Genomic DNA, 15,000 nt, shown 5'->3' with positions numbered 1-15,000 from the left:
GGCTCTCCATGCTCTTGCTCAACGGGTACTTGCAGGGCTCGTCGATCTCTCGCTGTTGCAGCAGCTTCCTGTCCGCTTCAGCACCGTTTCTTCTCTTGAAGAGGCTCAGCAAGCGCTCTTACGACTCGAGAACTATCAGGAATGAAGCAGGCCGCCTCATGCGAACCAAAGAGGAGTGTTTCCGGTCGGGAACACTCCTCATCAGCAGTATGTGTTGCTTACTTGTCTTTTTCGACTTTACTCAGTGCGGCCTGTGCAGCAGCCAGTCGAGCAACCGGAACGCGGAACGGTGAACAACTCACATAAGCCAGACCGACTTCATGGCAGAAGGCAATACTATCAGGATCGCCCCCATGCTCACCACAGATGCCAAGCTCAATCTCAGGCTTGGTCTTGCGCCCCTTCTCAACAGCCATTGCGACCAACTGGCCGACACCATCACGATCGAGAGACTGGAACGGGTTGACGGGCAGAATCTTGACCTTTTCATGCGTGCCCGGGACCTCAAGCCCATCAACATATTTGAGTAAGAACTTCCCTTCCGCATCGTCACGGCTATAACCGAAGGTCGTCTGTGTCAGGTCGTTGGTACCGAAGCTAAAGAAATCGGCAACGGTTGCGATCTGATCCGCGGTCAGAGCCGCGCGTGGTACCTCAATCATGGTGCCGAACTTATAATCGACTGCCTCGCCGGTCTCTTGAGCAATCTCTTTCGCAACGGTCTCAAGCTGTCGGCGCACTTCCCTCAACTCATTCACATGCCCGACCAGCGGGATCATAATTTTCGGGTGAACCTTTATCCCCTTCTTAGCGACTGCCGCCGCTGCTTCAAGAATCGCACGGGTTTGCATTACATTGATCTCAGGGAATAACAGCCCCAAACGGCAACCGCGTAGCCCGAGCATCGGGTTCATCTCGCGCATCGCCGCGACCTCTTCGAGCAACTGCCGCTTTTGCTCCAGTTCCTCTTCATGCCCTCCCTGAGTCTCAAGGCGAGTAACATCAACCAGCAACTCCTCGTAGGAGGGCAAGAACTCATGTAAAGGAGGATCAATCAGGCGGATTACCACCGGGTATCCCTCACCGGTCTCCGGGTTCACCATTGCCTCAAAGATTCCCTGAAAATCTGCTCGCTGGAACGGGAGCAAGCGATCAAGGGCGGCCTGACGCTCTTCTCTGGTCTTCGCCAGAATCATACGCTGCACAATGGGCAGCCGTTCCTGTTCCATAAACATATGCTCGGTACGGCACAGACCAATACCTTCAGCGCCGAAGACTACAGCACGGCCGGCATCACGTGGATAATCAGCGTTTGCCCAGATCCCAAGCTTGCGGAACTTATCGGCCCAGGCAAGCAACGTGCGTAGATTCTCTTCCTTCTCGAAATCGGGATCAACCGTCCGAATAGAGCCCTGGAAAACCTCGCCAGTTGCCCCATCAATCGAAATAGGATCGCCTTCTTTGATCACCACGTCAGAGCCTTCGACACGGAAGACCTTCTCATTTTCACTGACACGAATCGCTTCACAGCCCGCAACACACGGCAGGCCGAGACCACGAGCAACCACCGCCGCGTGGCTGGTTGCGCCACCACGAGCCGTCAGAATACCTTTTGCTACCAGCATCCCATGGACGTCATCAGGGCTGGTTTCAGGGCGTACCAGTACAACAGGAACGCCGGCTTTCCCCAATTCCTCCGCGCGATCCGCATCAAAGACAGCCTGCCCACAGGCAGCACCGGGTGAAGCATTCAAGCCGCGCGCAAGCAACCGGCCATTCAGTGTCGCAGTCGCTTTTTCTTCCTCATCAAAACGAGGGAGCAACAACTGATAGACCTGCGCGGGCTCCACACGTTTCACAGCCTCCTCCTCGGAGATCAGGCCCTCTTTCACCATATCAACCGCAACGCGAACGGCAGCCGCGGCAGTCCGTTTCGCCGAGCGCGTTTGCAGCATATACAGGCGGCCCTTCTCAACCGTGAATTCGAGATCCTGCATATCGCGATAATGCTGTTCAAGGCGCTGTGCAATCTCAAGGAACTGCTTGTACACCTCGGGGAGCTCTTCCTGTAGCTTGCTGATCTTTGAAGGGGTACGAATCCCGGCCACCACATCCTCACCCTGTGCATTCAACAGGTACTCGCCGTAGATCTCTTTCTCGCCAGTCGCGGGGTTTCGGGTAAAAGCAACGCCAGTACCACTATCATTCCCCATATTCCCAAATACCATTGTCTGGACATTCACAGCGGTACCAAGTGTATGAGGGATCTTGTTGAAGTTTCGATAATCTATGGCGCGTTTATTATTCCAGGAAGAGAAAACGGCTTCAATAGCCTTATGGAGCTGTTCGTAGACATCGGTAGGAAACGGTTGACCGGAGGATTGTTCCGCAATCTGTTTAAATTCGACGACAAGCTGTTTCAGAGCATCAGCCGGGATCTCAGCATCCGTTTTGACACCGGCTTTCTCTTTATACTCGTCAAGAACCTGCTCAAAATCCTGTGGGTTCGCATTCAATACAATTTTGCTGAACATCTGAATAAAGCGGCGATATGCATCATAAGCGAAGCGCTCATCCCCGGTCAGCTCGATCAGTCCTTGAACGGTCTCATCATTGATCCCCAGATTCAGCACTGTATCCATCATACCGGGCATCGAGAACTTGGCGCCGGAGCGAACCGAGACCAGAAGCGGGTTTTCTTTCTGGCCGAACCCTTTTCCTGTCTGCCTTTCCAGCACCTTCACTGCCGCAAGAACTTGCTCCCACACCCCCTCAGGGAACTGTTTCCCTGCCTCATAGTATGTATTGCAGGCTTCAGTAGTAATAGTAAAACCGGGAGGAACAGGTAATCCTGCATTGGTCATTTCAGCAACACCCGCGCCTTTGCCACCGAGCAATTCACGCATCGTTGCATTGCCTTCGCTAAAGAGGTAAACCCACTTACGAGGTGACTGCTTTACTGCTTCGTCCAGTTCAGTTTTTACGACCTGTTGTGTCATAAAATCCTCCACTATCATTTAGAGCCGTGCAGAGGGAGGTTCCCACCCGACACAGGGGTAGGGACTCCTCCACCGTGGGCATCCAGTCGACAGAAAGCGCTCCAATCCTCCAGGCAACACAGCCCGAAAGCACAGGAGGTAGAATCGATCGATGCCTGTACTTTTACATACTCAAAACGATGTTCCTCGCCCAACGCAAGATCTTACGAGCTCCCTCGACATATCTGGCCGCATCTTCTGCATTGATGACCTCATCGGCTTCCTCCGGTGGCGTATCCATATAGAACGCCTCTGGATGGAAAGGGGTGAGTTTTTCCATCTCCGCCAGAATCTCCGGGGGCGCTCCGACCCGCGAACCCAGGGCATGTAAATCATGGTCATAGCGCACGCGACGACCGAATTTCAACAGGCTGACGGCTTGCGCGGATTTTTCCGCAACCTGATTACAGTAGTCAACACAGGCGAAATGCCTACCAAGACTCAGTTCAAGTGCCGCGGTCGCCATATCTTGCGCAGCCTCTGCGAATAATCCACAGGCACCCTGAACATCGCTGTCCGGGGAAGCATCTTCATCCTCTGCATCAGAAGAGAGCTGTGGATCTACTCGCGGAACAGAACGGTCCTGCTCAAGGGAAACACCCTCAATGAGTAGATGTTCTATTTCTTCTTCCTGCATATTATATTTCTCTTCTTCCATCTGTGACATAGCTGTATCCTCGCTGGGTGCCTGATCATCGGGCCTGTTGCAATTGCGTATGGCAAAGCTTTTTACCTTGCCTTTCCACTATCCTCCGTTATGGTATTCCTGAGAGGTCTATTGTGTCAATGCTTTAGGAATTAGCTTCTAGTACCGTACAACCATGCAAGCACATTTTACTCACTTTTATCATGTACTGGAGATTGCACGTTCAGCCACGGCGGATTAAAACGCGCTATTTCCTGATACACAGGACATTCAGGGGTATGGGCTCCCGGGAGGTATCCAGTGCTCATCAGGAATTCGTTGACGATCTCCCCACCAGTAAAGACAAAGGTCTTTTTGAAGAGTCGACGCCACCGCTCTTTTGTCAGGGGATGATGATAGTCCAGCCAGCCTGCAAACGATCCATACTGCTCGCGCAGTTGGAGCAGGCGCCGAGCATTCTCTATCGTGGCCTGAATTTTCAGCCGATTGCGGATAATGCCCGCATCGGCCAGCAAGCGCGCTTTCTCCACCTCCCCATATGCAGCCACCCGTTCCAGTTGAAAGCCCTCAAAGGCACGCCTAAACGCTTCTCTTTTCTTTAAAATGATATGCCAGGATAACCCGGCCTGGTTGATCTCCAGAATCAGACGCTCAAACAGCGCCGCATCCTCACGCACCGGGAAGCCATATTCGGTATCATGATACACACGGTGAAGATCATGCGTTTGAGCAAACTCACAATAGGTCTGTGACATACAGCTTCGATCCTTGCTGTTCAAACCTCTGGCTTCTATAGTACCATCCGAAGTACTGTTTGTCTGCCCTTTTCCTCTGTTCTTTATCGGTACAAGAAAACTATGATAGAGATACCGGAAATCCCGATGTTCCCTCTTCAGAAATACACTCCTCTATCCACTTTTCCCGATCTGCTTTCTCGCCGTTTTTCATGCAATGCCGTATTCCTCGTCGCCAATGAGTGAATATTGCTCAGAGGGAGCAAGTGTGCTATAGTGTGCGCCAGAAGTGCAAACACATATTGACAAAACCGTTTTTTTGATCTATTCTCCAAGCGAGAGAGAATAGCTACTAAGGCAAAAGCAAGTTCTGTGAGCGAAATACGAGCCATTTCATACAATCCGGGATGGTCAAGCACAGGTGTGACGGTGTATCGCAGGCGCTCGCTGTGCCTGAATCGGTCATGGTCCATCTATCACCACATCTGCTGAACGCTCCTCATACATTGCTGGAATTCCTACAAAGGCGGACTGATTGTTCATTGAAAGACAAAACACCATTGGCAGAATCGGACAATCTGGATAATATGCAACCGGGCTACCTCGGCCCTACTCCTCCTCCGGGTCAGCTTCCTCCCAGAGGTGAGCGCCTGTGGGTTGAGCATCCAGAACAACTCCTACAGGCAGTATCCCGGCTCCAGCAATCCAGAATTATTGCAATTGACGCAGAATTTACGCAAGGACGTTCGCGCAACAGTGCCAGCACAGTCCCTCGTCTGGCTCTTTTGCAACTGGCTATCGACAAGCAGTGCTTTGTTATTGACGCGCTACGCTTGCATGATCTCTCCCCTCTGGCATCCGTCATCGGCAACCCGGAGCAGATTATCCTCTTGCACGGTGCAGGCGCAGATATTCGTGTGATGGCTGAGCGCGGACTGCATGTCGCTCACTATTTCGATCTTGAAGCCACCTGTCGTTCGATCTTCGGCCAGCATGAATCCTCACTGGCAGCCATGTTACAGCGAGCCTTTCATATCCGACTGGATAAAAGTCTCCAGCGCACCGATTGGACCCGTCGTCCCCTTCCTCCCGCCATGATCGCCTATGCAGCTCGCGACGCCGAGGTCACGCTTGCGCTCTACTACTGGCTTGATAAACACTATCATGCCATCCTTCAGCTTCACGAGAACACCGACACTATTGAGCCGGTTGCCCCATGGATTGAGCCATTTTTGCGAGGAACGTCCCATACGTCAGCCGAAGTTGCCATTGCAGAAGCGCGCACCCGGGGTCTCATTCGCAATAAGGCACAAATCTACGCTGATTGCCGGGCAGCTCTCTCCAGTATTATACATCCAATGCGACGCAATCGTCTCTTACGCCTGATCACAGATCTATCACTGGTTCAACTGGCCCCTGAGATTATGCCCCTGTTGAACGCTCCCACCTCCGATGAGCGAGCTGGAAGCGCCCGGGCTCTGGGCCGTCTGGGGATTCGTTCAGCGCGTGAGGCAGTAGAGGCACTATTACAGGATCCAGTGCAGGATGTGCGTAAATCAGCTCAGACCGCGCTTCGCAATCTGGATGATCGCCACCCGCGTCACCAGCGTCCCCTTTCCAGCAAAGCGGCCAATGGCGCGCGTAGCTGGATCCTTGACGAACCGGCATCCTCGGAGCAATCTGATGAAGACAATGACTGGAAAGCCCGCCTACGCTCGATGATGGGCTAGCATATCCGGGGGGACTTCCCCCGGATAGAGTGATTACGTACGCTTCTGTTTCCCTGCTTATTTTCTTCTGGGCAAACGCGTGCCAACCCACACGAGGAATAAAAATAGGGAGATAAGACCAATCTGGCGTATTCGCTTTGCCCAACGCTGCTCTTCTTCTGGATTATGCGCACCGATTCCAAGCAGGCGCACACATTTCAAGGTCAACGGAACAGCCTCGTCTTCCTCTTTCAGTTCGGGAGGCGGAATAATGATGATATCTCCTCGCGTCTGAACCACTGGCTCTTCTCGTTCCGCAGTCGCCACACTGCTCCCTCGACGGGAACGCAATTGATCAGCCAGCGCCATAAAGAATTGCTGTGTCAAATGCTTGGCCGCACCACGCGCCATAGGTACAGTCAGCCGCGCACTGAGATTCCCAAAGGCCAACGATCCCTTGTATGCAAGAATCGTATTCCCATTTCGCTCATTGAGATGAATAACCCCATCTCCATTGACACAGTTCTGTTGCTCCCCTTCACCAGTAATAGTGAAGCGGCAGAAGTAGGGGTACTGAAGATCATCTATCGTCACTCGCCCTGTATATCTTCCAGCCAGTGGAGCCTGCTTTACATTCAACGTTATTTCGTACACATCTTTGTCAAGACGCTTGATTTGTTCCAGGCCGGGAAGCGCCTGCCGCAATACTGCCTCATCAGACAGACATTGCCACACCTCTTCCAGTGGTGCCTGTAGCGTGTACGTTCCTTCAATGTTCATAAAGAGCACTTCCTTCTCAAAAAAATTGTTGCTCTACACGTACGGCTTTACGCCCATTATAGGGGAGAACCAGTAGCATCGCAACGTCCTATGGCATATTTCCCCTCTTCCTACCAGTCGTTCATGCTCTAAAACAGATACGTCTCAGCCCCTCGGATGGTACTTCTAGATGCACATCCCTGGCCTCTCGGCCTGCTATCTCCTGTAAAAACGGCCTTTCTTTTTCACCCGGATGTGCTATATCTCTTGTATTGAAAAACCAAAATATGGTATGTTACGGCTAAATGCTCTCTTATTTCTCTGAGAGTATCTTTTGATGGACTGGATCGTTCGGAGGGTTGCTGATGTCTGAGCGCAAACTGACGGGGAGATCTATTCCCCTGCGCGTCCGTTTTCGTCCTTCAACCAAACAATTACAGAAGCAGTCAGAACATCCGCTGACGTCACCGCCGCCTGCCGCTACACAATCAGGTGAGCGGCGACAGGTCACACCACAGATTCGCGATCAGATCAGCGAGCTGCTTCGTCTCGGGCGCCTGCTGCGCGCAGATCTCGGGCTGGATGAGGTGCTTCAACAAATCGCTTCCTCGATCGCCGCCTGTACTGGCTTCCGTATTTCCGTCATCAATCTGATCGAGGAGAAAAACCCCTACATCATGCCCGTTGCCTTCGTTGGCATCCCGGAAGAACAACAGGAGATTCTGCGCTCAACGCATGATCTGGTAGAAGATTTCCTCAATGTGATGCGCCCGGAATTTCGCATCAGCCAGAGCTATTTTATCTCACATAAACAGAACATTGACTACAGTATCTCGTTACTTACCGCGCCGCTGAAAGAGCCGGAAGAAGAGAACGACTGGCATGCAGAGGATGTCCTGTTGATCCCACTGTTCAGCCCCCGAGCACAAAAGCTGCTTGGGTTGCTCTCCCTTGATGATCCCGTTGATGGCAAGATTCCTTCTGAAGAGCGCATTGAGGTTATCGAGCTTTTTGCCCAGCAGGCAGCAATCGCGATCGATCACGCCCGGCTCTTTCAGGAGCACGAACAGGAACAACAGGCACTTGAACAGAGCATCTCCCGCTTGCAAGAGGATATGGAGCACCTGAAAGGTGGCGATCTGCGCACACCTCTCCATTCTACTCACCCCAGGCTCCAACCTGTTGCCGAAACCTTCAATCAGGTGCTTACTGCGATTGGCTCACTCCTTGGTCATGAGCAGCACACCACACAGGAAGTCGATGAACAGACCAGAACCCTCTGGCGCTATTCAGAACTGCTCACACGCAACACCGATCAACAGGCCCGACAGATACAACAGATCTCCTCGGTCATTCAGAATTTCTATACGCTCCTTCAGCAGGTCTCCGAGCAAATCACCCGTCTCTCAGCCCATGCCGCTGAGGCGATGGAAGTATCAACCGAGGCACAGAACATTGTGGATCGCACCATGAACGGCATGAGTCTGGTTCGCGAGGCCACATTACAAACTGCCCGCACTATGAAGACGCTCGGTGAGAGCAGTCAGGAAATCAACGAGACGATTTTGGACATCTCAGACCTGACCGTGCGCATGCATCATCTGGCACTCAACGCCGCGATTGAGGCAACACGCGCAGGCGAACGCGGACAGGGATTCGCGTTGATTGCTCAAGAGCTCCGTGGTCTGGCCTCGCAAAGTTCAGAGGCTGCTCGCAAGATTGGCTCCTATGTGCGTTCGGTGCAGCATGAAACGTCAGCGGTCGCGCATAGTGTGGAACAAAGCACACAGCAGGTTGTGCTACAAACAGAGCTGGTAACTCAGACCGGAGTTGCTCTTGACGCATTAAGTACTGTGATAGAGCGGCTCTCGGACCTGATCCAGGACGTTTCGGCCTCCGTTCAGCAGCAGGCGCAGGGATCACAACTGGTTATCAGTGCGATCAATGAAACACCGCAGATGACGGACGCTATTCATCGCCATGCCCTTGAGATTCAGCAAGCCCTGACTCAACTCACAGAACAGACAGCGGCTCTTCGTTCACAGCTCTCTGTTTTTCGAATCCCACTACGCCCAACCGAGGAAGAACGCTGACCCTGCAACGGCTCCGCATTTTCACCTCGAACCTGTGAACTTGTTCATAGCCTCATGTCCATATTTCTCTCTACAATACAGGTGCTTGCAAAACAAAGCAGATAGCCCAATTCGCTATTCAGTGGTAAAAATACCTATCCAGTAATACATTTTTCCAACGTCTACAGGATATAATACATAGCATTCAATCTATTTCTCAACCAGGAGTGCCTTGATGAACGCAGCGAGTAGCCCGCCGGGCCCTATCTCGGTCCAATTCCTCACCGGTCCATTGAAAGGAAAATCGTTTCCACTCAATAAGCCGCTTATTACCCTGGGGCGCGAAGGAAGCAACGATGTTGTGATTCCTGACCCGAAAGTGTCCAGACATCACGCTCGTATTACCTGGAACAACGGTAGCTGGATGCTGGAAAACCTCTCGCAACACAGCATTGTTACCGTCAACCAGAACAAAATACAACAAGCCGCGATCTCACATAATACGATTGTGGGATTAGGAGAAGATACCACATTTGTCTTTCTTGCGCAGGCTGTATCCCCACCGAATCAGCCATCAAGCCCACAACAAATGGTGCTTTCTGCACACCAGCCGGCGGCAGCATTCGCGCCAACGCCTCCACCCGTAGCGGCTATGCCCAATGGGCCTGCCAGCCCTGTACCTCCTCCTTCCAGAGGACTGGCACCAGATAAAACAGCCATCGAAGGAATGCCATCCCTGGAAGTAAGCAGTAATATTCAGCGGGAGAAGCAGTCGCATCGTCTGCTCAAGCCAGTGATCAATATCGGGCGCAATCCCCAATGCGATATTATCATCAATGAGCCGGTAGTCTCAGGCTTTCATGCACAGATTGTTCGCGAAAATAATCAGTGGGTGCTGGTTCACCCTCATCCCTCACGCGGCCAGACCTTAAACGGCTTGATGTATCAAGGCCGTATCATTCATGGCAATGAGCAATTTCGGAAGCCTCTGGTACATGGGGATATTTTTCGTATCGGCGACGAACACGGCACTCTTGTCACGCTGACATATGATGATGGCAGCGGCACTTCTCAGGAGATTCCCCCTGAGATTCATCCGATACCGCTTGGTGCTCCATCGATCACACTCGGTCGCGCGCCTAACAACATGGTTGTGCTTAATCATCCCCAGGTCTCGGCTCACCATGCCCGCCTCGATCAGCAGCCTAATGGTGGCTATCGCTTGCTCGACCTTAACAGCACCAACCATACTTACATCAATGGACGTCAGGTCACCAACCATCTGCTTGCAGCCGGCGATGAAATCCGTATTGGTCCCTATCGTCTGACCTATACCGGCACACAGCTCACCCAATATGACGAGAGTAACAGCATCCGTATTGATGCACTCAACCTCTACAAAGAGGGCAATAATAAAGTTATTCTGCTCAATGATATCTCTCTCGTCATTCCGCCACGTAAGTTTGTGGCGCTGGTCGGTGGCTCAGGCGCTGGTAAGTCAACCCTGATGGATGCATTGAACGGCCTGCGTCCTGCTCATAAAGGAGTTGTCCTCTACAACGGGCAGGATTATTACCAGAACCTTGCCGCCTTCAGCACGCAGCTTGGCTATGTGCCACAGGATGATATCGTGCACCGCGAATTGACCGTCGAGCGAGCGCTCTATTACGCGGCGAAAATGCGCCTCCCCAGCGACTTCACCAGGGAGCAAATTGAGCAACGCATTAACGAGGTCCTGGAAGATGTTGAGATGACACAGCGCCGTAAATTACTGGTCAATCGCCTTTCTGGCGGTCAGCGCAAACGCGTCTCGATCGCACTGGAATTGCTGGCAAACCCGAGCATCTTCTTCCTGGATGAGCCAACTTCAGGCCTTGATCCCGGCCTGGACCGCAAGATGATGTATCTGCTGCGTCGTCTGGCAGATCGCGGACGCACCATCATTCTGGTAACGCACGCGACCAACAATATCAATGCATGTGATTATGTCTGTTTCCTGGCTCAAGGGGGTCGTGTCGCTTACTTCGGGCCTCCAAATGAGGCTAAGGCGTTTTTCGGGAAATCGGACTTCGCGGAGATCTATAGCGCTCTCGAACCCACTCCGGAAAACCCCCGAATTCCAGAAGAGGCCGAGGCCCGCTTTAAGAACTCGCCTGATTACTATCAGTATGTGGTGACCCCGCTGAACGAGGGGCAGGCCAAACGCGCAAACGGACAGTATCAGCAGCAGCAAATCAAGCGGGTCAAGCGCGGCAATCCCTTCGCGCAATTCTGGTTGCTTGCCATGCGCTATGTTGAGTTGCTCAAAAATGATCCTGGTAACCTGGCTCTGCTGCTTTTACAGGCACCGATTATCGCGCTTCTGCTTGTCTTTATGGTCCGCTTTGAGATCGGAACCGGCATCTTTAATACAGACAAGATCGTGATGTGCCGCACGCAGACGCTGGTGGAAGTCACAGACAAGCAGACAAACCACACCCAAAAAGCGCCGCTGATGATGCCTGAGGCAAAAGAGAAAGATACTGTCACCTGCGATAAGGCGCAGGACTTCCTGCAGAAGTACAAGGACGCAAAGGAGGGCCCGGAAGCCGCACGCGATCAGAATTTTATCCCGGCAAAAGAGCTGCTCAAGCAGAATGACAATGATGTGAAGAAAGCACTGCAAGAGTTCCTGATGCCGGGCTATGGTCAGGATGCTCAGACGGTCCTCTTCATTATGGCCTTCGGCACCGTGCTATTCGGCTGTATTAACGGCTCACGCGAAATCGTGAAAGAGGCGCACATTTATCGCCGTGAACGCGCTGTCAATCTTGGCATTCTACCCTACATGTTCTCGAAGATCATTGTGCTGAGCATCCTCTGTCTCTTCCAGGCCGCTGTGTTGCTCGCCATTATCCATATCGGCGAACCATTACAGAAAGGGGTCTTTCTCCCGGTACTGCTGGAAGTCTATATCACGCTGGTGCTCTGCTCAATTGCCGGTCTGATGATCGGTCTGACCATCTCCGCAATCGCGCCAAACAATGACCGAGCCATCAGCTTTGTGCCGATTATCCTGATCCCGCAGGTCATTTTTGCTGGAGCTATCATTCCCTTTAAGGACTGGTTCCTGCAAATACCGGCCTTCATCTTCCCAACACGCTGGGCAATGGCCGCGCTTGGCTCATCAGTCGGCCTGCATAGTGATAAGATCAACGGAGACAAGCTCTTCGGTGACACCTACACCTATCAGGGTCAGCTCTTCAGCACCTACTCGCAGAATGAGTCGGTTCAGCGCATTCTCCTGGCCTGGGGTGCACTGATAGCCATTATTGTTGTCCTCACAATCCTGATCGGCCTGTTCCTCAAGCGGAAAGACGCTCGTGTCTAAACCGGACCAACAAAAAGGGAGCACCTGTCTGAAACAGGTGCTCCCTTCTTTTTCGTGCTAGAGATTGCTTAGTGTCGGTACCAGAACTGGTCCCATGCTTCCCAGAACGTATTTGCCGTTGAATAGACAATACGTGAACCATCAAACTGCACGCCCTTACGCCCGATAAAGTCGCTGACGCGATCCGGGGTTGCTAGCTCGACCTTGAAGGTGACGGGGCCTTCAAATTTCAATGGTTTGGGCCAGTTCTTCTGGCTTAACGCCTGTGCAACACGCATCTCGATCAGAGCACAGGCATCTTTCGGAGCCAGGCTACGAGCAGTGAAACGCCCCAGCCCTTTTTTCACAGCAGCCGTGACGACCTCTTTCCCGAGCAAAGTATGAACCTCACGGCAGGTTGCCTCATCACCCGAGGCAAACGCAACCGGCACATCCCAACAGCCCGCAATAGCCGCCAGAATGCCGCTCTCACCAACCGGAATATCATTGATCCAGGCATTGTGCCACGACTCGGTTGAGACCGTATGGCACAGTACACCATCGGGTGTCCCGGCCATCGCATGCGCACCGACAAAGAGAATGGCGTCACATCCCTGTTCAAAAGCTTCGATATAGCGCGCCCACGGATACCCGAAAACATACTGAGCCCCCGATTCCAGGCGATCCGTTAAAAAGCTTCTGAAATTATATGCGCCTCCGGCGCCATGACAGTCGACAACGATGACCTCATTTGCCCCGGCAGCACGCGCACCGCGCACCGCTGCATTCATTTCATCGGTATAGAGTTTTCTTCCTTCTTCATACAGAGCGGTTCCCCCTGTCACCTGTTCCCAGTTTTCAATACAGGAGATTCCTTCCATATCACAGAAAATAACTACACGCATTCTCTCCTCGCTTTCACTCCAGTTTCAGAATCCCTTCTTGAAACAGAGAAAGTTGATATGTCTTTTTATTGTACACTCAGATACGCCCCTTCCGTCCAGTCCTTTGCCGCTCTCAAGCGTTTTTTCCCGTCCTGAAAGAGGGTCAAATTGAGTGCACAAGCGTGCAGCCAAAAAGAAACACTATACCGTCTGTCCGCGCTTTCTCTCTCTGCGTGCCTGCTTCTCTGCATACTCCTTTTCGAGGCGAGCAAGCCGTTCACGCTGTCGTGGGCTGAGCTCATATTCACGATACACCTTTTTCCCGACCCACCAGCCAATCACCCCGCAGATGACCGCGCCTGTCAGCGAGATAGGCAGAGCCCACCCGCCAAGGATAGAGCGCTGAAAGATGAACAGTGAAAGCCCGACCGTAATCATCAGCATACCCATCATGCCAATAACGACGCCCATACAGCATCCCAGAGGCCCACCGTGTGCCTCGGGCACCTGTTGTTCAGCCTCTTTGGCCTCGGTTCCCGGCTCCTCTTCCCCTTCACGGACTGTCTGCTCTTCACGAGCCGAAGAATATTCTTCTACTTGAATATCATCGAATGCATCCGACACTCTTTAAAATCCCTTTTCCCGAATGATCTGGCTGACTTAGAATGTGCCAAACTGGCGGTCTCCCGCATCGCCAAGACCAGGGACAATATAGCCATAATCATTGAGTTTCTCATCAAGCACAGCGATGTAAATGTCGATATCTGGATGCGCCTGAGAGAGTTTGAGCAGACCATAGGGCGCTGCAATGATCCCAACATAAGAAATGCGCTTGATCCCCTTGCGTTTCAGAATATTGACAGCATCGATTGCTGAGCCACCTGTTGCAAGCATTGGATCAACCGCATAACAGATCTGAAGATCAACTTTGTGTGGCAACTGGTTGTAATACTCCATCGCCTGAAGTGTGCGTTCATCACGCTTCAAACCGAGGTGCCACACCTGAGCATCCGGAATTACCTCACGGAAGCCTTCCGCCAATCCCAGGCCAGCCCTGAGAATGGGAGTAATGCCAATCCCGCCCGCCAGTCGATAGCCGGTCGTACGTTCTAGCGGCGTATCAATTTCCCACGGTTCTAACGCGAGATGGGCCGTTGCCTCGTATGCAAGCAGTGCTCCAACCTCTTTGACGAGTTGATAGAACTCCGCCGATGAGGTATGTTTATTCCGCAGTGCCGTCATCTTATGGGCCATCACAGGATGAGTGGAGATATGCACACGCGGAAGCTTTAATACTTCCTCTCGTGTTGGCTGCGGCACCCCTTGCATAGGAAGCTTCTGCCTCTTTTCCTGGGTATTTGTATCGATCATCTCTACTTGCTCCTTTGCCTTATGGCAACTTCTCTCGGAATTGTAGCAAAGTTGTCTTTCGTCGTCGAGTATCAATTCAGTTCACACCCAACCATTACGGGTTGTCCCTCGTTACAGCGCTCGGAGGGTATGTTATACTACATGCATGGTAATAGGAGTATGTTCTATCACGCTTTTTCTGCCTGCATCGCAGACACTCAAAGACAAGCGGCAGATCGTCCAATCAGTGGTCACAAGGATACGCAACCAGTTTTCCGTTGCGATCGCGGAAGTTGCGGAACAGGACCGCTGGCAACTCGCAGAACTTGGCGTTAGCTGTGTCAGCAACGACAGTCGACACGCCGCCGAGATTCTTGAACATGTCCGAAATTACATTGAAGAAACGCGCCCTGATATCGAAATTTCAAACTTTGAGACTGAAATCATGCACTGGTAAAA

11 protein-coding genes are annotated in these 15,000 nt (G+C 52.3%); 4 read left to right on the top strand and 7 right to left on the bottom strand.

Annotated elements, in window-relative coordinates:
* Positions 1-218 precede the first annotated feature (218 nt).
* The 3 genes from ppdK to EI42_RS29310 form a co-directional block, all read right to left on the bottom strand.
* Positions 219-2,999 (bottom strand): pyruvate, phosphate dikinase, encoded by a 2,781-nt coding sequence (ppdK, locus tag EI42_RS29320; protein WP_111326185.1) that lies wholly within the window; start codon positions 2,997-2,999, stop codon positions 219-221.
* A 163-nt stretch (positions 3,000-3,162) separates the two neighbouring features.
* Complete coding sequence (locus EI42_RS29315) at positions 3,163-3,705, bottom strand: HEPN domain-containing protein (RefSeq protein ID WP_111326184.1); 543 nt, start codon at positions 3,703-3,705, stop codon at positions 3,163-3,165.
* A 167-nt stretch (positions 3,706-3,872) separates the two neighbouring features.
* Complete coding sequence (locus EI42_RS29310; protein WP_111326183.1) at positions 3,873-4,439, bottom strand: DNA-3-methyladenine glycosylase I; 567 nt, start codon at positions 4,437-4,439, stop codon at positions 3,873-3,875.
* Between the two features lie 539 nt (positions 4,440-4,978).
* On the opposite strand from EI42_RS29310, the gene EI42_RS29305 reads away from it, so the two are divergent.
* Complete coding sequence (locus EI42_RS29305) at positions 4,979-6,148, top strand: hypothetical protein (RefSeq protein ID WP_170211512.1); 1,170 nt, start codon at positions 4,979-4,981, stop codon at positions 6,146-6,148.
* A 57-nt stretch (positions 6,149-6,205) separates the two neighbouring features.
* Here the strand turns inward: EI42_RS29305 and EI42_RS29300 are convergent, their stop codons facing one another.
* Positions 6,206-6,907 (bottom strand): SRPBCC family protein, encoded by a 702-nt coding sequence (locus tag EI42_RS29300; RefSeq protein WP_111326181.1) that lies wholly within the window; start codon positions 6,905-6,907, stop codon positions 6,206-6,208.
* Positions 6,908-7,251: 344 nt separating this feature from the next.
* On the opposite strand from EI42_RS29300, the gene EI42_RS29295 reads away from it, so the two are divergent.
* A complete protein-coding gene (locus EI42_RS29295) occupies positions 7,252-8,979 on the top strand; it encodes a methyl-accepting chemotaxis protein (RefSeq protein ID WP_111326180.1) in 1,728 nt (575 codons plus the stop codon).
* 214 nt (positions 8,980-9,193) lie between these two features.
* Positions 9,194-12,328 carry an FHA domain-containing protein gene (locus EI42_RS29290; RefSeq protein ID WP_111326179.1) on the top strand — a complete coding sequence of 1,045 codons (3,135 nt, stop codon included), beginning with the start codon at positions 9,194-9,196 and terminating at the stop codon, positions 12,326-12,328.
* Positions 12,329-12,396: 68 nt separating this feature from the next.
* Here EI42_RS29290 and EI42_RS29285 read toward each other — a convergent pair whose 3' ends face one another.
* From EI42_RS29285 to upp, 3 genes are all read right to left on the bottom strand, one after another.
* Positions 12,397-13,212, bottom strand: a complete 816-nt coding sequence (locus tag EI42_RS29285) for a M55 family metallopeptidase (RefSeq protein ID WP_111326178.1) — start codon at positions 13,210-13,212, stop codon at positions 12,397-12,399.
* A 180-nt stretch (positions 13,213-13,392) separates the two neighbouring features.
* Positions 13,393-13,815, bottom strand: coding sequence for a hypothetical protein (locus EI42_RS29280; RefSeq protein ID WP_111326177.1), 423 nt, complete (start codon positions 13,813-13,815; stop codon positions 13,393-13,395).
* Between the two features lie 36 nt (positions 13,816-13,851).
* Positions 13,852-14,520 carry a uracil phosphoribosyltransferase gene (gene upp, locus EI42_RS29275; RefSeq protein ID WP_111326189.1) on the bottom strand — a complete coding sequence of 223 codons (669 nt, stop codon included), beginning with the start codon at positions 14,518-14,520 and terminating at the stop codon, positions 13,852-13,854.
* Between the two features lie 187 nt (positions 14,521-14,707).
* Between upp and EI42_RS29270 the strand changes: the two genes are divergently transcribed.
* A complete protein-coding gene (locus tag EI42_RS29270; protein ID WP_111326176.1) occupies positions 14,708-14,998 on the top strand; it encodes a DUF503 domain-containing protein in 291 nt (96 codons plus the stop codon).
* Positions 14,999-15,000 lie beyond the last annotated feature (2 nt).

Source organism: Thermosporothrix hazakensis (genome assembly GCF_003253565.1).
GTDB classification, from domain to species: domain Bacteria; phylum Chloroflexota; class Ktedonobacteria; order Ktedonobacterales; family Ktedonobacteraceae; genus Thermosporothrix; species Thermosporothrix hazakensis.
Note: the sequence above shows the minus strand (reverse complement) of the source record. Positions and strands in the feature narration are given on the sequence as shown.

What these genes read in the sequence shown, in the direction of transcription:
- ppdK (WP_111326185.1), bottom strand. Translation starts at nt 2,999, where the DNA reads ATGACACAACAGGTCGTAAAAACTGAACTGGACGAAGCAGTAAAGCAG.
- EI42_RS29315 (WP_111326184.1), bottom strand. Translation starts at nt 3,705, where the DNA reads ATGTCACAGATGGAAGAAGAGAAATATAATATGCAGGAAGAAGAAATA.
- EI42_RS29310 (WP_111326183.1), bottom strand. Translation starts at nt 4,439, where the DNA reads ATGTCACAGACCTATTGTGAGTTTGCTCAAACGCATGATCTTCACCGT.
- EI42_RS29300 (WP_111326181.1), bottom strand. Translation starts at nt 6,907, where the DNA reads ATGAACATTGAAGGAACGTACACGCTACAGGCACCACTGGAAGAGGTG.
- EI42_RS29295 (WP_111326180.1), top strand. Translation starts at nt 7,252, where the DNA reads ATGTCTGAGCGCAAACTGACGGGGAGATCTATTCCCCTGCGCGTCCGT.
- EI42_RS29290 (WP_111326179.1), top strand. Translation starts at nt 9,194, where the DNA reads ATGAACGCAGCGAGTAGCCCGCCGGGCCCTATCTCGGTCCAATTCCTC.
- EI42_RS29285 (WP_111326178.1), bottom strand. Translation starts at nt 13,212, where the DNA reads ATGCGTGTAGTTATTTTCTGTGATATGGAAGGAATCTCCTGTATTGAA.
- upp (WP_111326189.1), bottom strand. Translation starts at nt 14,520, where the DNA reads ATGCAAGGGGTGCCGCAGCCAACACGAGAGGAAGTATTAAAGCTTCCG.
- EI42_RS29270 (WP_111326176.1), top strand. Translation starts at nt 14,708, where the DNA reads ATGGTAATAGGAGTATGTTCTATCACGCTTTTTCTGCCTGCATCGCAG.